We start from the raw sequence: 19,101 nt of genomic DNA on the forward strand, positions 1-19,101 counted from the left end.
ATCCTTGCGTTTTTATGTAAAAAACTACTGCAAAAATAATTACGACACTCCCATTTATCCAGAAGCAGGAAACCGAGGATCATAAAAAACCCCTCTGCCTAAGCAGAGGGGATCGTATCATTAATCTCCATCTGAACTTCCATCACCATCGTCATTTCCGCCATTTCCATTTCCGTTCCCATTATTTCCATTCCCATTGCCAGGAGGATTTGTTGGAGGAACTGGAACAATCGGGGTGCTTGGTTCTTCTGGGTTTTCACCTTCACCAGGCTGCCCTTCGCCGTCGTCGTCGCCCTCATCATCACCATCGGCAGGAGGTTCTTCACCAGGAGGCAGTTCACCTTCACCAGGAAGCTCCTCTAGAGGAGGCAATTCACCTTCACCAGGATCTTCACCTGGTTCTTCAGCAGGCGGTTCTTCTGGTTCAACAGGCTCTTCAATAACTGCCTCAGGAACTTTTAAAACAGCTGCTGCAGAATCACTGCGGTTTGAGCCGTCATCGTCACTTACTGCGGTTACGTAGAATTTATACGTTGAACCGGCAACAGCATTTGGAATCACCATGCTGGTATCTTTCGTATTATTGATGACTTGTGCTGGACCGTCATCGACAGATTGGCTGATCTCAAAGGATACAGCGTCTTTTAAGTCATCTTTATAGTCCCAGCTGAGTGTAATCTGATTGCTTGTTTGATCATAATCCACTTTAAAGCCGGATGGCTTCGCAAGTCGTTTATATTGCTCAGAAACTTTTGTAGGCTCCGTTCCTTTTACAAAGTACTCGCTGATTTTTTTGCTGTCAGGAGTAAATTTGCTTGCAAGCTTCGGAGGATTTGAACCATCTTCAACCGTTATTTTCACAACGGAATTCGGCTTTTTAAAGTCTTTGCCATCACCGCTTGAAACTTCTGAGATCACTTCTTTAAAGATTTTTTTTGCAAGCTGCTGATCTGTTTTTGTTAAGTGCATTTTTTCATCGTTTTTCATATATCCAGTCCATACGGCTGCTGAATACTCAGGAGTGTAGCCTACAAACCAGCTGTCTTTTGCACCGCCTGCAGGAACGTTGTATCTTGCTTTGTCTTCTTCAGAGAAGTTCGTTGTTCCAGTTTTTCCTGCTACTGTAACACCAGGTACCCGTGCAGCTGTACCTGTGCCTTCTTCAACAACAGAGATCATCATATCAGTTGTCATGTAAGCTGTATAATCACTCATGGCAGTTTCAGGCTCAGGAGAGAGGTCGATTTCTGTGCCATCGCTTAGAACAACTTTCGTTACAGCGTGAGGCTCTGTATAGATCCCGTTATTTCCGAATGCAGCAAATGCTCCCGCCATATGAAGAGGGGAGACACCGGTATCAAAACCGCCAATAGAATAGGCTTCCGGTATTTCTTCTTCAAGCGGAATGCCAAGACCTGATGCAAAATCGCGCGCTTTATCAACACCGACCTCCTGCATAGCTTTTAGTGCAGGAATATTACGTGATTGTGCGAGGGCATCACGGATCGACATTTGTCCTTTATATCCTCTGTCAAAGTTATTGATTTTGACGCCATTTGAGTAAGTGTAAGGTTCGTCTTTAATTTGTTCGTACGTTGACCATTTTAAGTATTCGATTGCCGGACCGTAATCCAGAACAGGCTTAATCGTTGAACCGGGCTGTCTTCTTGTATCAATTGCATAGTTGAAGTCCCCGACATTCTGATTGCGGCCTCCGCCGATTGCGCGGATTTCGCCTGTTTCTGTATCAATGAGGGTTACCCCAGCCTGGAAGTTGTCATCAGGATAGCCGATCTCACTTCCATTCAGCAATTCTTCAACATATTTTTGGGCATCTGTATCAATAGTTGTATAGATTTTTGCACCTGCTGAACTTGCATCAATGTCTGTTTTATCTTTTACTTCTTCAATGACTTGCTCTACATATGCGCTGTAAGGATTCGATTTTTCTCTCTCTGGAACGACCGTTGACTGTACAGGCACTTTCTTAGCTTCTTCTGCTTCTTGTTCAGTAATGAACCCTTGCTTTACCATTAAGTTGAGAACGATATTGCGTCTTTTTTCAGCTGATTCCGGATTTTTTCTCGGATCAAAATTTGTAGGGCTTTGCGGAATGCCTGCAAGCATTGCTGCTTCATGCAGTTCAAGATCCTTTAACTCTTTGCCGTAGAATCCTTCAGCTGCTTTCCCAACACCATAGTATTGAGGGTGGTAATAGATTTTATTTAAGTACATTTCAAGGATTTCATGCTTCGAATATTTCTGCTCTAGTTGAAAAGCGAGCCAAAGCTCCTGTATTTTTCTAGTGATTGTTTTTTCATGTGTGAAAAAGGAATTTTTAATAACCTGCTGTGTGATTGTACTTCCGCCCTGTGAGCCGAAACCCTGTGTGACGTTCGCTACTACAGCTCCGCCGAGACGGATGACATCTACGCCGCTGTGCTCGTAAAAACGGGCATCCTCTGTTGCAAGGACGGCTTCTTCTAATTTTTTGGGAATATCATTATAAGAAATATAGGTTCGTTTTTGGGCTCCTACTTCTGATATTTCATTGCCTTCTTTATCATAGATTGTAGAAGAGTAAGAATCCTTTAATTTTTTCTCATCAAGCTTCGGGGCGCCCGCAGCAATTACTGCAAAAGTAACTCCGCCTGCTATCAGTCCGATCAGACCGATGGAAACCAATATGAACAGGATGCGTTTAAAGAGAGATCCGCGCTCTGGTTTATTTGGTTTTTTATTCTTGGTTTTACTTGTTTGAGATAAGGCTTTTCTGCGTTCTTCACGGCTTTTATATTGATCTGACATTGCTTTTTCCAACCTTTCATTTTACAAAATCCGCTTCGCTCAGGATGATAGAAAATACAGTTTTTCCAATACATTAATATAATCAATTCTAGGCTGATAGCCAAGCGGAATGGGGTGGGATGTTAATTCAATTTCTTTTTTTGTGATCGACTTTCTTCCGCCGTTTTCTTTCCTCTCCCAAAATTCAAGAAGAATGGCAGCTTCCATCAGATAAAATGATTGGAAGGCAGAAAGAATGACGAATGACAGTCCGCCCTGCTCAAGCACCATCTTCATATGCCTGACTTGATGTTCATGGAAGTTTTGAAGCGGAAAGGATGTTCTGCTTTGCGTTTCTTTGGCTTCAAAGTCAATATACTTTCCTTTATAAACACCATTATAGTCTGTTGTAGATGACTGCTTGAAATAAGCTTCTCGGATAACGGCTGCACTCCGTTTAGGGAAATCCACATTTACAATTTGAACAGGGGTCGGTTTTTTATGGATGACAGCGATGCCTCTGTCTAAATAATATTGATTCGTTTCGTTCAAATCTTCCTCAAGCGTCATCCCTCTGTTGCTGTAGGTTTCTTTCGGCTGGCGCTGTTTAGGCGGAGCAGTACTCGGGTTATACGTTTTTCCGTTAGGATAACGAAAAATCATTTCTTCCCTCCTCAGGTAAAACTACTACTTATCATATCAAAAAAAATGAAAAAGACATGGTGAAAAAGTTTCGATTTTGTTAACGCTGCTTTATGTGTACTTCGGCTTCAATCAGGAGAGTCTATAAGAAGTGAGGTGAATGAATGCACATCAATCAAGATTTCCCGTCGAAACAAAGAACAATGGAAGAAAATAATATTATAGCACTTATAAAGAATACGACATTAAAAAAAAATTACGACAACATATCGAGAACAGAAAGCTATAATCGATATTTTAAAAGAAATCCCGAAATAAGATGGGCATTTCTTGCTGGCATGGTATCACGGAATGCCGGCTACTGTATGACGGATTTAAAGGGCACTTGGTTTCAAAAAATGATAAATAAAAAAATGATAAAGGCATTGTTTCTGACTTATGAAGATGCAAACTGGCTCATTTTCTCCGATGCTTATCCCCAGCTCTTGCTATATGAGATTTCAAAACAAGCAGGCAGGCCTCTTTTCCATTTGCTGGATGAATTCCATGTTTCGCCGTTTATGAAAAAAGTATGGCAGGGTTTTTGGGAAGAAAAAAACATTGAATATTTAATGACATCGCTGATTATTAATGAACAGCATTTAATACAGAAGCCAATTATCGAAAAGGCTATTTTTAAGAGAAAGGTTTTTCATACACCGCTGTTTTTCTTTCAGGACCTCTTTCATTTTAGCACAGTCGTTTTCCCTACTAGAGAAGGCAGATTATTCGGTTTTTCCGTTCACGATTTTAAAAAGCTGAAATGTCGCATCAAGCTTGGAAGATCTTTAGCATGGCTGCTTTTTCACCCCGATTATTTTCCGGACTTTATGGACTTTTCAGAACGGACACCCCATACAGGGTCCAGATTTGATTATGAAAAGTACTTGAGCGACGGAAGAAAAAGAGACACACCTTATTTAAGAACATCCTATCCGATAATCTCCCACCAATTAGACGTAAAAGAAAGAATTTGGTTTCATGGCCAGCCGATGAAAAAATGGTACAGCCCGCTGCCAAATCCAAAAGAATTCGAAATGACAGATTGGCTTATAAAAAAACAAAATCAAATGCATGCATTTTCTTTGCTGAATGAGTACGTAATTGATAAAGAGAAAAGAAGCAAGGATTAATAGATCCTTGCTTTCTTTTTTCAGCAAGCCAGGTCCATCGACCAACTCCTCGGCCAGAACGGATCAGCAAGCATTGGCAAAAAGCGCTTTCACTGGATGATCCTTATCTGTCATGCCTGAGCTAAACGGAAATTTCGTAATACACAGTGTCTAGCTCCGCCTCCTAGTCCCTCGGCCAGAACAAATTCCCCCAAAAAGGCGGGAACCGGACTTTTCGGGTGAATTCTTATCTGTCTGTCGGGCCTGAACAGTCGGCTCCGCTTTTCTCATTGTCCAGCTCCATCGCCCAACTCCTCGGCCAGAACGGCTCATCCAGCAAAGGCAAAAAGCGCCTTCACTGGCTGATCCTTATCTGTCTGTCGGAGCTAAACGGGCGATTCCGCTTTTCTATGTCGATGGGCGGTTCGGCCCGCCGAGCTTTTTATCCAGGTCGTTTTTTGATGGTGCCTGAGATTGTTGTTTTTGCTGTTTCTTTTTCGTTTCTTTTGCCATGTTGCCACCTCCTATCAGTATTGTTTGCACGCAGATTGATTTCATGCAGAATGTCGCATAAGGGAATGTCGAAAATTAAGCTTTATCCAATATTTTCTTCTTTCTTTGGCGAATGGAAACTAGTTTTGTCACCCTTGAAGGGAGGAGGGAAAAGCTTCTCGAATAGTACCTGTAGATTGAAAGGAGGAGTCAGCGTGGAGCACCTCATACCTAAGATGGTTGTAGAAAAATTATTGATGGAATTAGATGAAGAGATGACGAAATTAGAACTTGCCATACAAAAAAGAGTAACGGAAACAATCTGCCAAAGTGAAGAAGAACTGTATAAGAACATGGAAGGCGCTGCTCAGCATGTAATGGAAGCTAGCAGGTTTTTGAACGAGGAAGGGATAAGGGAGGACACGAACTCCAGAGTTCAGCCGAGATACCGATTAAGTTACTAGAGATCAGATGATAATGGAATTTTAGGTTCATGTTTGGTAAGATACCCCAGAGAGGTGATGCAAAACATGAATATAAAAATTCTGAATAACTCAAATAAGCTCCTTCATATAACAGGCGAATGTGTCAGCCGTTTTGAAAATGATGCAAAAAAAAAGGATGAAGTAGATTTCTTTAATGAAGTAAAGCCTGCATTTGAAGAGGCGATGGCGATCATGAATGAGTGGAAAGAAGATGTCTTGACATGGAGAATCACGGCGAGACCAAAATATTTATTTCCTGCTCAAATCGACTCTACAGTAGAAAATTTCGAACAGCTTGTGCTGCAGTCTTTTTATAAGGAGTCAAAACCAATACGATTTAAAAACATGAAACAGTCCATTGACTATGTGATTGAACAAGTCATTGCACATATTCAGACGGAAAGCTCCTTATAGAAGAGGGGGCTTTTTTTCATTGTTAAAGAAGGCTTTCGCATTGATAGATGTTTTTGATTATAGTTGTCCGTTGCTTTCCGCGGTCCGGCTGGGAGCCTCCTCGGCTTTGCCTGTGAGGTCTCCCATTTCCCTCTATTTTCCCGCATGAGTCAAGTGCCTGCAGAGTAGATTCACTTTAGGTTTTAGTCTAAAAGCAACAAAGTTTACGAAAATAGCCTTACAAAAAGAGCCTATAAAAGAAACCGGCCAAATTGAGCCGGTTTCCATCATTTATTCATCAATCTCGCGTGCTTCTTGAAGGGTCACAGCACGGTCTCCCTCACTTGCCACAGGCTCAATTGCATATTCGACATCTTTAGAATGCTTCGCAGCGACAGGCTGTCCTTTTTTTGAAATCGTTAAATCCTGTCCTTTTTTCTGGTGATTGAAATCTTTGCCTCTTCCCATATAGAAAACCTCCATGTTTTTGATATAAGAGTCCTTCATAATATGGTTTCATTCAGCAGGATTATGTATTTTAAAAGAAAAAAACAGAGAAGTGATTTCTTCTCTGTTTAAGAAAATATTGGCTATGCGTTTACTTTCTGTCCGGGATTAGATGTATCAGACGTTTCAAGCAGCATGACAGCAGTTCTGTATTCGCTGATGGATAATTCACCTTTGATGTACATGGTTTTAATAAAATTCAGGAGCTCGCCCATGCTATTCGGTTCATATTGCTTCGCTTCAAAAAATGCAGTTTTTATGCTTTTCAAATTCATCATGTATCTCCTCCCATTCCCCTTGCTAATATCGTATCATGTCATTTATTTATCTTAATTTTTTGTAAAATTTAAACTTCCGACAATAGTTGACATATTTTTTCAGTTTGAAGGATAAGCACGGGAGCTCTTTTTTCAGCATACCTATGAAATAGCCTAATGTATGTGAAAGGGGTATGAATCATGTATTCAGCCGGAGAAAATTCATTTAAAAACCGCAGAAGAAAAAAAGAAGAAAGAATCAGCTATTACTATCCATATGAAGGGTATCCTCCATATGAAAACCCGACATATTTACCTCAGGTTCAACATAATTATCAACAAATGCAGCAAAATCCAGCTTACTATCAGCAGGGACAAATACCGCCTTATATGAATGGCTATCAAGCTCAAGGGTTTCCGGTGCAGCAGCCGCAGACTATGATACAGCAGGCCATGTATGCAAATCCTTATCCAAAGCCTGTGCCAAATGCTAAAAATCAGGCTGGAGGAATCTCAACTGTCATGTCTCAATTTAAAAAACCGGACGGACAAATGGATTTTAATAAAGTGATGGATACGGCAGGGCAGATGATGGGTGCAGTGAACCAGATGAGTTCGCTTGTAAAAGGTGTTACCTCCATGTTTAAAGTGTAAATTGGGCTTCCTGCATGAACTTTAATGGAAAAAGAGGTGTTCTAGGTGGTGACAGGTGCACTTTCAAGCGTGTTTGATCAAATCAGCGTTCATCCTCAGCTGGTTATAGTTGTGCCAGCATTGATGATTTTGGGATATGCCTTAAAAAGGACCCCAAAAGTTCAAGATTGGATGATCGTCTGGATTTTGCTTGGAGCGGGCATAATTGCAAGCATTTTTACATTAGGCTTTTCTGTAAGCAGCATTGCTAATGGATTTATTGCTGCTGGTGCTGCGATTACAACTCATCAGGCATATAAACAGTCAGTAGTCGAAAGGGATAATGATGATCAAAACAAAAACGCGTGAAAGGCAGCACGCGTTTTTGTTTGTTATGATTCTTTATTTTTTGATGCAAATTGCCGGGCCAGAGCCTGCTTAACTTCCTGATAAGACAGGCCTGACTGCGCATTCAGCTGTTTTACTTTGTCAATATCAGTATTACTGTATTTGCTAGTATTTAAAAATCCATTCTCTTTCATTCAAACACCTCTACAGCAGTTCCTCATAAACTTCATTCAATTGATCAACACGCACATAATCCTGTTCACCCATTGCGTGCTTAATTTCATAAGGCAGCATTTTATTTAGAAATGACAGTTCTTTTTCAGATAAATCTCTCACAAAATGTTTTTCGTCATCAAAGGCTTGCTGAGACAGCTTTTGATATAAATGCCTGCTGACTTCATGATCCTCCAGATAATTGGACAGAACTTCGCGCAAATAGCTCAGTGATTTATCCATGCTCAGCGGTCCTCAAAATATTTTTTTGCTTTTTCCTTATCGCTGCCGGAGAAATAGGGATTCTCTTCAGCAGGGGTGGAAGAGTCCAGATTTGTCTTAATCACAAGCCTTGGGGAATCTGAAGGTTCTGCGTTTATTCGTTTCGAATGCTGATTTTGCATGTCATGCACCTCCTGATTATAGTTTCTTATAGAAGGGGCTTAATTATAGTGTTAATTTTTGGACGGGAGAAATGACTCTCAAGCAGGAAATGAAATCACCATAGCGCTGTTTTTATAAGTTGTCTTTAACTGATTTTTATCGGGAGCAAAAGGCAATAATACTGTTTTAGAGATATGCTCGCATGTTTGGGAAATGCTGGAGCCGCCTGTATGCTGGATGTTGATTTCTTCCTGATGGGAAATAGTAAGGGTTAAATAACATTCATGCAGATCAATGCTGACTTGTTCCTTTTTAATTCCGGGAAGCTCCGCTTTAACAATATAATAGCCATTTTCTTCGAACTGAGAAATTTTAAGATAGGATGCGCTGCTTTTTAGCCGAAACATCTTTTCGAATTCATTTAAATCCTGTTTAAATGAGTTTTCGCCAAAAAATTGTTCTGCGAGCTCATAAAGAGGATGTTGTTTTTTTTCACTCATTTTACTCTCTCCTCGTTCTTTTAGGCTAAATTATGCATCAAACCGAGAATTGGTTGCTTGATTTAAGCTTTTTGTGATTAAATAATGATAATAAACTGGGGACGGGCTTTTTCACACTTTGGGAAACGTTTAAATTCAGGGGTACAGGGTATTTCTAATAGTAGAAACGAATGCAGAAAAGGAGAATGAAAATGCTGAAAAAATTATTTGGCAAAAAAACTGAAAAGCAAACAGAAGAAACGGTTTACGCACCTCTTACAGGAAGGTTGCTGGGCCTTGAAGATGTTCCGGATCCGGTTTTTTCTCAAAAAATGATGGGTGACGGAATGGCGATTGAACCTTCTGAAGGTACACTTGTATCTCCAGTTGAAGGAGAAATCATTCAGCTTTTCCACACAAAACATGCGATTGGAATTAAAAGCTTAACCGGCATGGAAATTCTGCTTCATATCGGACTTGAAACAGTTGCGATGAACGGTGAAGGCTTTGAAGCATTTGTAAAAGAAGGCGACAAAGTAAAACCTGGAGACAAATTGATTACATTTGATCTGAATTTAATTAAAGAAAAAGCAGCGAGCACAATTACACCGATTATCATCACAAATGGCGATATCATTGAGAATGTGCAAAAATCTCCATTAGGCGAGGTTAAAGGCGGCTCTGATAAAGTCTTTGAAATTAAAGTGAAATAATAATGAGATCAATGAAGCGGGCTGCGGCCTGCTTTTTTAATGCGGAAATAATGCTGAAAGTCATGGGAGGAGTCGATTTGCCAACACTATTTATTACTCGGTTACACGTCAAAGCTCATCAAAATTTCCAATAATTAATTTTGAACGGTTCGCTTAAAAACGAACGTTTATTCTGTTAGAATAAGGAGAGAGGTGAAGCGCATGAGAAAAAAGCAGTCACTGGCAGAAGTTATTGAATTTCTTAAAAAGGATGAGCAGTTCAAACATCAGGTCGTACATGCTCATACTATTCAGCCAAAAGAAGCAAAAACGGCGGTAATGCCTGCTTCAGTAGACCCAAAATTAAAATTAGCCCTTGCAGCTAGAGGCATACATAATTTATATACACATCAGGCTACAGCCTATGAGCTTGCCCATATGAAAAAAAGTTTTGTAGCTGTGACACCGACCGCTTCTGGGAAAACACTGTGTTACAACTTGCCGGTCCTGCAGCAAATTCTAAATGATGAGACGAGCAGAGCCCTCTATTTATTTCCGACGAAAGCACTTGCGCAGGATCAGAAAAGTGAATTGAACGAACTAATTACAGAGCTTGGAGTGGATATTAATTCTTATACGTATGACGGCGACACAGCCCCCAACATCCGAAATGTCATTCGCAAGGCGGGGCATATAGTCATGACAAATCCGGATATGCTCCACTCTGCCATTTTGCCGCACCATACGAAATGGGTTTCTCTTTTTGAGAACTTAAAGTATATCATCATAGATGAGCTTCATATTTACAGGGGAATTTTCGGCAGCCACGTTGCCAATGTGATAAGAAGATTGAAACGCATCTGCCATTTTTATGGAAGTGATCCGGTGTTTATTTGCACATCTGCTACGATTGCAAATCCGCAGGAGCTCGCAGAAAATTTGCTGGAGGAGGAGATGGCTCTTGTTGATGACAACGGTGCGCCATCAGGAAAAAAGCATTTTTTATTTTACAATCCTCCTATCGTGAATAAGCCGCTGAATATTCGAAAAAGCGCTACGCTTGAGGTCAGAAAAATTGCAAGCGAGCTATTAAAAAATAAGATTCAGACAATCGTTTTTGCAAGAAGCAGAGTGCGGGTTGAAATCATCTTAACGTATTTGCAGGAGCTTATTAAAGGCGAGCTCGGCAAACAGACGATAAGGGGATATCGAGGAGGCTATTTGCCAAAGCAGAGGCGGGAGATTGAAAAAGGGCTCAGAAATGGTGAAATCCTTGGTGTGGTCAGTACAAATGCCCTTGAACTGGGAGTAGATATCGGTCAGCTTCAGGTGTGCATCATGACTGGATATCCAGGAACCATCGCAAGTGCATGGCAGCAGGCGGGAAGAGCTGGCAGAAGAAGCGGAGAGGCGCTTATTGTCATGGTCGCAGGATCCACGCCGATTGACCAGTATATCATTCAGAACCCTGATTACTTTTTTAAGCAAAATCCCGAAACAGCTATTATTAACCCTGATAATCTGATTGTTTTAGTAGACCATGTAAAATGTGCGGCGTTTGAACTGCCTTTCAAAAAAGGCGAGAATTTCGGCAATGCTGAGCTAGAGGATATCCTTGAATTTTTGACAGAAGAAAAGATGCTTTATTACAACCGGGAACGTTATCACTGGATGAATGATTCATTTCCAGCCCATAATATCAGTCTGAGATCAGCTTCTCAGGAAAACGTCATTATCGTTGACCAGTCTAACATCGCTCACGTTAAAGTGATTGGGGAAATGGACAGATTCAGCGCAATGACTTTGCTCCATGATGAAGCCATCTACCTGCATCAGGGAATTCAATATCAGGTTGAGAAGCTAGATTGGGAAGAGAAAAAAGCGTTTGTGAGAGAAGTGGATGTTGATTATTTTACAGATGCAAATCTTGCCGTTCAGCTGAAAGTGCTGGAGGAAGATAAATCAAGAAGCAATGAAAATCATCAGCTTGGTTTTGGAGATGTAACCGTTCAGGCGATGGCTACGATTTTCAAAAAAATAAAATTTGATACACATGAAAATATCGGTTCAGGTCCCATTCATTTGCCTGAAGAAGAACTTCATACGAATGCTGCTTGGATCAGTTTATCAGATGAACTGGCAAAATCGCTGAAGAAAGACAGGCTTGAGGAGGCGCTGCTTGGAATTGCACATGCTCTTAAACATATTGTCCCATTAAGCGTCATGTGTGACCCATCCGATATCAGTGTCATTCCGCAAATGAAAGCAACTCATAATGATCAGCCGACCGTATTTCTGTATGACCGCTATCCAGGCGGGGTGGGTCTTGCAAATAAAGTATTTGAAACAATGGAGATCGTCCTGAAGGAAGCGATGGCGATGATTGCTTTCTGTCCATGTGAATCCGGATGCCCGTCTTGCACAGGACTTGAAGGATCTGACCATCAAAAAGCCGATACCCTTCAATTATTAGTACAGTTAAAAGGAGCAGAGAATCCTTGTCATTAAAAGGAAAGTTAAATCGATTAAAAACACATATGTCGCTAGAAGGCAGTTTGGAAACTGCCCAGATGCCCCATTCAGAGGAGATTCCAAACCTTGAAAAGTGGGCCGCACTGGATGCATTGCCTTTTTGGTTTGATGGAGAGTATTGCATGGTCAGGGAACGCACTTATCCCCTGGATTATAAACACGGTCTCTATCAGATGGGTGAATTTCATAGAGCCGTTTCTCTTTGGAATGAAAGAAACAGCCAGCATCCATTATCATCTAAAGACCATGATTCCTATGAATTATTTTTCTTTGATACAGAAACAACGGGACTCGGCGGCGGAGCAGGCAATACAATCTTTCTGCTTGGACACGCACAGGTTTTCCATGACAAAGTGATAGTTAAGCAGCACTTTCTCCCTAAACCGGGAAATGAAGTCGCCCTTTATCAAAGCTTCTTAAGCGATGTAAATACGAAAACTCTCGTAACCTATAACGGGAAAGCCTTTGATTGGCCGCAGGTGAAAACACGGCATACTCTAGTGCGCGAACAAGTGCCAAACCTTCCAGCTTTCGGTCATTTTGATTTGTTTCATGCTGCGAGAAGATTATGGAAAACAAGCTTGGAATCTGTAAAACTCAGCATTGTAGAGAAAGAAATACTGGGTATTATACGTGAGCATGATGTTCCTGGCTATCTTGCTCCTATGCTGTATTTCAGCTTTGTTCAGTCGCAGGATCCTGATCATATTGAGGGTGTGCTGATTCATAATGAGATTGATATTCTTTCTTTGATTACTTTGTATACTCATCTTTCTTACCGAATCTTGTTCCCGGGTGTCGAAGCGACGGATACAGAACAATATGAAGTGGCAAGATGGCTGCTTTCTGCCGGAGATCAAGAAACAGCTTTCGACACATTCAAATCTGTAGCTGACCGCAGTGAGGCGAAAGAATTTGAAGCGAAATTCGAAATGGCCATGCATTTAAAAAAGAAGAAAAACCTGCTGGAAGCACTGCCGTTATTTCAGTCCGTTGCTGAGGGCCCAAGCTTGAAACAGAAGGCGAAAGCTGCTGTAGAGCTTGCCAAGTATTATGAACATAAAGAAAAGGATTATGAAAAAGCACTGTCTTATGCGACTTCAGCTTACTTGACGATAAAGGCAAAAGATCAAGCATTAAAAACGGACTCGGAAAAAGAGAAGCTTGAACTCTTAAAAAGAATGAAACGATTAGGAAATAAAAACAGGTAATTATTCCCCGGGGAAGCGCAAAATCAGCGGTTTTTCGCAAAGAATTTGTCGATATTGTGAAATTTTGCAAAGATTAAAATAGGTAATTGTAGAATGGTGTAGATGTGTGTAAAATTAAGGACTGTAAACACTATCTGCATGGGGTGAACGGAATATGTACAAAGGGATTTTCTACTTGTTTTTCATCGTTTTATTTGCAACTGTTTTTATCTTTTCAAACTTCAAAGACACTTTCTACGCTTTCTTGTAAAAAATAGGTTAATGCATCAGTACATGTACACACTTTTCTTCATAGACTATCACTGTAAGACAGATAAGAAATGAAGGAAAGGAGTCTAACAAATATGATGCCTAATAACAATATGCCAAATATGGTTTCTCCAATGGGACCGAATATGCCAAACATGGTGTCACCGATGGGACCGAATATGCCTGCTGTGGGCGGAGCTCAAATGGGACCAAATATGCCTGCACCGAATATGGTTGGCGGAGCTCAAATGGGACCAATGGGACCAACTAAAATGTGTCCGCCGATTGTCCATCCGACAAAATGCTGTGTACAGCACACATTTTCTACAACAGTCGTTCCGCACATTCATCCAACCCATACTACTGTAGTAAACCATCAAATGGTTCAGCATAAACATTTTTTCCCTCAAACACAATCTATGGCAAATCAAGTTTCAAACCAACAATTTAACTGCGGCGGCGGTCCAAGACCACCATTTAGTCCTTACGGCCGTTAACCTCAGATAGTAGGAGCTGATGCTAGGGTGTCAGCTCCTATCTTCTTTTGAAGGGAGACGATACATAGATGAAGGTAGTAACAGTTTCCGGCTACAAGCCTTTTGAACTTGGCATTTTTAAAAAAGATGATCCAGCCATCGGGTATATTAAAAAAGCAATAGAAAAGTCATTGCGTCAGATGATTGATGACGGCTTAGAATGGGTATTGATAAGCGGACAGCTTGGTGTTGAGCTATGGGCCGCAGAGGTTGTCTTTGATTTGCAGTTGGAGTATGATGAACTAAAGCTGGGTGTGCTAACACCTTTTTTGGATCAGGAAGAGAAGTGGAATGACGACAATAAAGAATACTATGAATTCATTCTGTCTCAAGCCGATTTTGTTGACAGTATAACAAAACGAAAATACGAAAATCCAAATCAGTTTCGCTTGAAAAATGAGTTTTTTGTTTCAAAAAGTCAAGGTTTGCTTCTTGTTTATGATGAAGAAAATCAAGGATCTCCAAAATTTTTGCTTGATACGGCCAGAAAAAAGGCGGAAGCAAACGAATATTCATTAATGATGATTTCTTTTTCAGACCTGCAAATGATTGTAGAAGAAGAACAGAGCAAATCGGATGGATTCTGGTCAAGTTAGCGAAGAGAAATTGACAATTGCAATCAAGATGTGAAAAAATATGTAAAGATGATTTCAGTGTGACGAGGTGAAAGAGATGCTTTCTGATAAAATTAAATTAACGGCTAAAGAAATTTTAGAAAAAGAATTTAAACAGGGTATGCGCGGCTACAAACAGGAAGACGTTGATAAATTTTTAGACTTGGTAATTAAGGATTATGAAACGTTTCATCAGGAAATTGAAGAGCTGCAGCAGGAAAATCTTCGTTTGACTAAGCAGCTTGAAGATTCTTTTAATCGCAAACAAGCGCAGCCGGTTCAAACAAATACAACGAACTTTGATATTCTTAAACGTTTATCAAATTTAGAGAAACACGTTTTCGGCAGCAAGCTGTACGATTGATTCCATTTATTTACACTTGCATTAATCTCTTAATTTCACTATACTAATATTTGCTGTTAAAATAATAACGTTCAGGTAATCGCTGCAGTCTTTAGGGCTGTAGAGGAAAGTCCATGCTCGCACGGTGCTGAGATGCCCGTAGTGTTCGTGCCTAGCGAAGTCATAAGCTAGGGCAGCCAAAGATTTGGCTGACGGCAGGGAACAAGCCTAAGTCCCATTTGGGATACGGCTTTACTACCTTGAAAGTGCCACAGTGACGTAGTCTTTTGGGAAACCGAAAGAGTGGAACGCGGTAAACCCCTCGAGCGAGAAACCCAAATATAGGTAGGGGCACCTTCTCTTAGGAACTGAACAAGGAGAAGGCCGGAAGCGATTCGCTTCTGTAGATAGATGATTACCACCGGAGTACGAGGTGATACCGGCCGTTTGCAGTACAAAGGGACAAAACATGGCTTACAGAACGTTATTACAGGTTACTATAAATGCGAAACAGGCTCTCTTCACTTAGATGAGAGCTTTTCATTTACATAAAAATTCGGTTAAACAAGCTTACAGAAGGTTGAGTTAGCTGTACGATCTTACAGAAAAGAAGGTGATTTCATGGAAAAAGTCACATTAATTGCTACTGCAGCAATGGGCCTTGAAGCTCTGGTTGCAAAAGAGGTGCGTGATCTTGGCTATGAATGCACGACAGAAAACGGCAAGGTTACATTCGAGGCAGAAGCAAAAGACATTCCGCGGGTAAATTTATGGCTCCGCACAGCAGACCGGGTCAAATTAAAAGTAGGTGAATTCAAAGCCTATTCTTTTGATGAACTTTTTGAAAAGACAAAAGCGCTGAACTGGGGAGATATTATTCCTGCACAAGCTGAATTCCCTGTCACAGGAAAATCAGTAAAATCAAAGCTGTTCAGTGTTTCTGACTGTCAGCGGATTGTAAAAAAGGCAATTGTTGAAAAATTGAAAAGCGATCATAAAATTGCGTCTGACTGGTACGAGGAATCCGGCCCTCTTTATAAAGTGGAAATTGCTCTGTTAAAAGATGTTGCCACGCTGACGATTGACTCAAGCGGCGCAGGTCTCCATAAAAGAGGCTTCAGGCTTGATCAGGGCGGAGCTCCATTAAAAGAAACATTGGCAGCCGCTCTAGTCATGCTGACCAACTGGACACCGGACCGCCCATTTGCGGATCTATTTTGCGGTTCAGGCACGATTCCTATTGAAGCAGCTTTAATTGGACAGAACATTGCACCTGGTTTTAATCGTGAATTTGTATCTGAACAATGGAACTGGATTGATAAGCAGCACTGGAACAATGCAAGAGTGGAAGCTGAGGACCTGGCCAACTATGATATTCCTCTTGACATTGCAGGCTATGATATCGATCACCGCATGATCCGCATAGCTGAAGAAAACGCGGATGAAGCCGGACTTGGCGGCATCATTCAGTTTAAACAAATGCAAGTAAGTGACTTTACGACGAGAAAAGAGTACGGCGTTATCGTCGGCAATCCTCCGTACGGAGAACGTCTCGGCGAAAAAGAAGAAGTAGAGCAGATGTATAAGGAATTAGGACGGGCACTTGCTCCTCATGATACATGGTCTGTATATATGCTGACTTCCCATAAAGGATTTGAGCAATATTACGGCAGACAGGCTACAAAAAAACGAAAACTCTTTAATGGATTTATCGAAACAGATTATTATCAATTCTGGGGGAAACGTCCTCCCCGTGAAAAGAAACAGGTATAGATTGATCCTCCCTTGAATACACTAGAATCAGTATTGATAAAATTCAGGGGAGTGGTCTTTTTGCACGTAAACGAAGACTTTAACTTAATATCGAAGGCGCTGTCGTCTTCCTATCTATCGCTCATAGAAAATGGCCAGGACGCAGCAGCTCATGCTTCGCTCAGCAATGCTCGCGCTGATTTTCTAAAAGCTGTTGCCCACGCCTCTGCTATTGATCAGAAAGTGATGATCGATACACTTTATGACCGTTAAGAGATAGGCTTTCTCATGATGAAAGCCTATCTTTTTTAGTGGGAAAAGGCAGCACTCGCAATATAAAAACCAATCTTATTCTTGCGTTTACTCATAGTCATGAATTCTTGACTATGAGTGCGTTAAGTGAAATAATGACCTTTCGAGTATAAAAGAATGTGGGGGATCTGATACATGCCGACGTCACGTCTGCCTTTTGCCGTATCAAAGAATGAAACCTTCTATGAAGGATTAAATAACTGGATCGGCGATGTTTTTTATGATATTTTGCCTGAAAAAGGCTTTGAACTTAGAGATGAACAAATATTTATGGCGTTTCAGCTTGAACGTGCGTTCCGGGAAAAAAATGTCATGTTTGCTGAAGCGGGAGTAGGAACGGGTAAAACTCTTGTTTATTTGCTTTATGCAATAAGCTATGCAAGATACACAGGAAAACCAGCCATCATTGCTTGTGCTGATGAAACACTCATCGAACAGCTTGTTAAAAATGAGGGCGATATTGCCAAGCTCCGCAAGCATTTGGACTTGAATATTGATGTGCGTCTTGGGAAATCACAGGATCAGTATTTATGTCTAAAAAAACTGGATCAAACGATTCAGCGTACCGGTGATGATCTTTATCTTGATTTATTTGAATCATTGCCGTCGTTTGTGCATGAAAAAGCGGGGATGCAATCTTTCAGCCATTATGGCGACAGAAAAGAATATGCTCATTTATCTGATGAAGAGTGGAACACTGTCAATTATGATTCGTTTCAGGATTGTCTGTCATGCGATCAAAGGCATCGCTGCGGCCTGACTCTTTCACGCGATCATTACAGAAAAGCAGCAGATTTGATTGTCTGCTCACATGATTTCTATATGGAGCATATATGGACATTTGATTCCAGAAAACGCGAAGGCCAGCTGCCGCTTCTTCCGGAGCACAGCTCTGTCGTTTTTGACGAAGGCCATCTACTGGAATATGCGGCGCAAAAGGCCTTAACATACAGAGTAAAAAGCAGCACACTTGCCGTTTTGCTGGAAAGACTGCTCCAGAATGATATCCGTGAGGAATTCGCTCACTTAGTGGAGGACACACTTGTAGTCAATGAAGAGTTTTTCGACAGCCTGCTGGATGCATCTGAAGAAGTTCCCGGGTCGCACCGCTCGAAAATTATCATGAATGATACATTAAAGAAGCAGGGCATTCAGCTCCACCGGCTTCTTGCTGAAATCGGGGAAGCACTTGTTTTTGAAAGCGAAATGTACACCATTGATTCTTATGAGCTTAAAATTGTCGAAGAGTACTTGGATTCGATGGAATTCTCCATCTCTCTCTTTAATAAGCAGAGCGGAGCCATTCACTGGATTGAAAGCGGCGAGCAGGATTTTTCGCTGATTATTATGCCGCGGACTGTTGAAGAAGTGCTGAGTGAAAAAGTATTTTCACAGAAAAAACCGTATATTTTCTCTTCTGCCACGCTATCTAACAATAAATCATTTGATTTCATTGCCGGAAGTCTGGGCATTAAAGATTACTTGTCTCTCACAGTGGAGTCGCCATTTGATTATGAAGAAAATATGAAAATAAAGCTCCACGATCTATCAGCAGCACTTGATTTAAATAAATTGAAGTGTGTTCAGACTCTTGAAAAAGTTAATAAGACCGGCGGCCGTGCACTCATCCTGTTCAGTGCCATGAACGAGCTCGAAGTCTTTAAGCAATTTATAAGTGAACAGAACACTGAATTCTCGTTCCTATTTGAAGGAGATCAGGAAATCAGCCAGCTTGTATCTGAATTCCAAAATGACGAAACCTCCATTTTATGTGCCGTGCATTTATGGGAAGGACTCGATATTCCAGGTGCATCACTGTCTAATGTGATCATTTGGTCATTGCCGTTTCCTCCAATAGATCCTGTTTTTGAATCAAAACGGGGCAGCTCAGCGAATCCATTTGCTGAGGTAGACATGCCTTACATGATATTAAGACTGAAGCAGGGCATCGGGCGTCTGATCAGAACAAGCACCGATCAGGGAGAAATCTCGATTTACCTTTCAAATGAACGCGATATAAAAGTATTAGATCAGGTGACAGCCGTATTGCCGGTTGAGCCTGAAATGGTGTAGAGGGATTGTTCAATAA

The 19,101-nt window shown here is 41.1% G+C and carries 23 protein-coding genes and 1 other RNA gene; 15 read left to right on the plus strand and 9 right to left on the minus strand.

Going from position 1 to position 19,101, the window contains the following annotated elements; all coding sequences use genetic code 11:
* Positions 1-120: 120 nt before the first annotated feature.
* Complete coding sequence (locus GJU41_RS17415) at positions 121-2,808, minus strand: PBP1A family penicillin-binding protein (RefSeq protein WP_154319167.1); 2,688 nt, start codon at positions 2,806-2,808, stop codon at positions 121-123.
* A 39-nt stretch (positions 2,809-2,847) separates the two neighbouring features.
* The gene (gene recU / locus GJU41_RS17420; RefSeq protein ID WP_318184239.1) at positions 2,848-3,447 is read right to left on the minus strand and encodes a Holliday junction resolvase RecU; all 600 of its coding nucleotides are present in this window, start codon (positions 3,445-3,447) and stop codon (positions 2,848-2,850) included.
* Between the two features lie 146 nt (positions 3,448-3,593).
* Between recU and GJU41_RS17425 the strand changes: the two genes are divergently transcribed.
* Complete coding sequence (locus GJU41_RS17425) at positions 3,594-4,601, plus strand: DUF2515 domain-containing protein (protein WP_070878082.1); 1,008 nt, start codon at positions 3,594-3,596, stop codon at positions 4,599-4,601.
* Between the two features lie 387 nt (positions 4,602-4,988).
* Here GJU41_RS17425 and sspM read toward each other — a convergent pair whose 3' ends face one another.
* A complete protein-coding gene (gene sspM, locus GJU41_RS17430) occupies positions 4,989-5,093 on the minus strand; it encodes an acid-soluble spore protein SspM (RefSeq protein ID WP_070876319.1) in 105 nt (34 codons plus the stop codon).
* Between the two features lie 194 nt (positions 5,094-5,287).
* On the opposite strand from sspM, the gene GJU41_RS17435 reads away from it, so the two are divergent.
* A complete protein-coding gene (locus tag GJU41_RS17435; protein WP_070876317.1) occupies positions 5,288-5,536 on the plus strand; it encodes a hypothetical protein in 249 nt (82 codons plus the stop codon).
* A 66-nt stretch (positions 5,537-5,602) separates the two neighbouring features.
* A complete protein-coding gene (locus GJU41_RS17440; protein ID WP_070876315.1) occupies positions 5,603-5,971 on the plus strand; it encodes a DUF1798 family protein in 369 nt (122 codons plus the stop codon).
* A gap of 270 nt (positions 5,972-6,241) precedes the next feature.
* Here the strand turns inward: GJU41_RS17440 and GJU41_RS24695 are convergent, their stop codons facing one another.
* Both GJU41_RS24695 and yppF read right to left on the minus strand, forming a co-directional pair.
* Positions 6,242-6,418: a hypothetical protein gene (locus GJU41_RS24695; RefSeq protein WP_165970867.1), complete on the minus strand. Its 177-nt coding sequence runs from the start codon at positions 6,416-6,418 to the stop codon at positions 6,242-6,244.
* Positions 6,419-6,540: 122 nt separating this feature from the next.
* A complete protein-coding gene (gene yppF, locus GJU41_RS17445; RefSeq protein WP_083328180.1) occupies positions 6,541-6,735 on the minus strand; it encodes a YppF family protein in 195 nt (64 codons plus the stop codon).
* Between the two features lie 180 nt (positions 6,736-6,915).
* Between yppF and GJU41_RS17450 the strand changes: the two genes are divergently transcribed.
* Both GJU41_RS17450 and GJU41_RS17455 read left to right on the plus strand, forming a co-directional pair.
* On the plus strand, positions 6,916-7,368 hold the full coding sequence (locus tag GJU41_RS17450) for a YppG family protein (RefSeq protein ID WP_070876312.1): 453 nt from the start codon (positions 6,916-6,918) through the stop codon (positions 7,366-7,368).
* A 45-nt stretch (positions 7,369-7,413) separates the two neighbouring features.
* Positions 7,414-7,716, plus strand: a complete 303-nt coding sequence (locus GJU41_RS17455; protein WP_224771119.1) for a phage holin family protein — start codon at positions 7,414-7,416, stop codon at positions 7,714-7,716.
* A gap of 23 nt (positions 7,717-7,739) precedes the next feature.
* On the opposite strand, the gene GJU41_RS24700 is transcribed toward GJU41_RS17455, so the two are convergent.
* The 4 genes from GJU41_RS24700 to GJU41_RS17465 all read right to left on the minus strand — a co-directional run bounded on the left by GJU41_RS24700 (position 7,740) and on the right by GJU41_RS17465 (position 8,792).
* Positions 7,740-7,889, minus strand: a complete 150-nt coding sequence (locus GJU41_RS24700; RefSeq protein WP_170292821.1) for a hypothetical protein — start codon at positions 7,887-7,889, stop codon at positions 7,740-7,742.
* 10 nt (positions 7,890-7,899) lie between these two features.
* Complete coding sequence (locus GJU41_RS17460) at positions 7,900-8,151, minus strand: sporulation protein (RefSeq protein WP_154319170.1); 252 nt, start codon at positions 8,149-8,151, stop codon at positions 7,900-7,902.
* Between the two features lie 2 nt (positions 8,152-8,153).
* Positions 8,154-8,312 (minus strand): hypothetical protein, encoded by a 159-nt coding sequence (locus GJU41_RS24705; RefSeq protein ID WP_170292822.1) that lies wholly within the window; start codon positions 8,310-8,312, stop codon positions 8,154-8,156.
* A 78-nt stretch (positions 8,313-8,390) separates the two neighbouring features.
* Positions 8,391-8,792: an Hsp20/alpha crystallin family protein gene (locus GJU41_RS17465; protein ID WP_154319171.1), complete on the minus strand. Its 402-nt coding sequence runs from the start codon at positions 8,790-8,792 to the stop codon at positions 8,391-8,393.
* Between the two features lie 191 nt (positions 8,793-8,983).
* Here GJU41_RS17465 and GJU41_RS17470 point away from each other — a divergent pair, with 191 nt between their 5' ends.
* From GJU41_RS17470 to GJU41_RS17515, 10 genes are all read left to right on the plus strand, one after another.
* Positions 8,984-9,484, plus strand: coding sequence for a PTS sugar transporter subunit IIA (locus GJU41_RS17470; protein WP_070876306.1), 501 nt, complete (start codon positions 8,984-8,986; stop codon positions 9,482-9,484).
* A gap of 201 nt (positions 9,485-9,685) precedes the next feature.
* Entirely contained in the window at positions 9,686-11,971 is a 2,286-nt protein-coding gene (locus GJU41_RS17475; protein ID WP_154319172.1) for a DEAD/DEAH box helicase, read from the plus strand.
* The gene (locus tag GJU41_RS17480) at positions 11,962-13,206 is read left to right on the plus strand and encodes a ribonuclease H-like domain-containing protein (protein ID WP_070876303.1); all 1,245 of its coding nucleotides are present in this window, start codon (positions 11,962-11,964) and stop codon (positions 13,204-13,206) included. The genes GJU41_RS17475 and GJU41_RS17480 overlap by 10 nt, the downstream gene beginning before the upstream one ends.
* A 344-nt stretch (positions 13,207-13,550) precedes the next feature.
* Positions 13,551-13,952, plus strand: a complete 402-nt coding sequence (locus GJU41_RS25275) for a spore coat protein (RefSeq protein WP_282958546.1) — start codon at positions 13,551-13,553, stop codon at positions 13,950-13,952.
* 68 nt (positions 13,953-14,020) lie between these two features.
* A complete protein-coding gene (locus GJU41_RS17490; protein ID WP_070876301.1) occupies positions 14,021-14,587 on the plus strand; it encodes an SLOG family protein in 567 nt (188 codons plus the stop codon).
* 76 nt (positions 14,588-14,663) lie between these two features.
* Complete coding sequence (gene gpsB / locus GJU41_RS17495) at positions 14,664-14,969, plus strand: cell division regulator GpsB (RefSeq protein ID WP_070876299.1); 306 nt, start codon at positions 14,664-14,666, stop codon at positions 14,967-14,969.
* 67 nt (positions 14,970-15,036) lie between these two features.
* Positions 15,037-15,430, plus strand: an RNA gene (gene rnpB, locus GJU41_RS17500) — RNase P RNA component class B.
* Between the two features lie 139 nt (positions 15,431-15,569).
* On the plus strand, positions 15,570-16,721 hold the full coding sequence (locus GJU41_RS17505; protein ID WP_070876297.1) for a THUMP domain-containing class I SAM-dependent RNA methyltransferase: 1,152 nt from the start codon (positions 15,570-15,572) through the stop codon (positions 16,719-16,721).
* Positions 16,722-16,781: 60 nt separating this feature from the next.
* Complete coding sequence (locus tag GJU41_RS17510; protein WP_070876295.1) at positions 16,782-16,973, plus strand: hypothetical protein; 192 nt, start codon at positions 16,782-16,784, stop codon at positions 16,971-16,973.
* A 174-nt stretch (positions 16,974-17,147) separates the two neighbouring features.
* The gene (locus tag GJU41_RS17515; RefSeq protein ID WP_070876293.1) at positions 17,148-19,085 is read left to right on the plus strand and encodes an ATP-dependent DNA helicase; all 1,938 of its coding nucleotides are present in this window, start codon (positions 17,148-17,150) and stop codon (positions 19,083-19,085) included.
* The last annotated feature ends 16 nt before the right edge of the window (positions 19,086-19,101 follow it).

The sequence above is a fragment of the Metabacillus idriensis genome (assembly GCF_009674765.1).
In the GTDB taxonomy this organism is placed as follows: domain Bacteria; phylum Bacillota; class Bacilli; order Bacillales; family Bacillaceae; genus Bacillus_P; species Bacillus_P idriensis.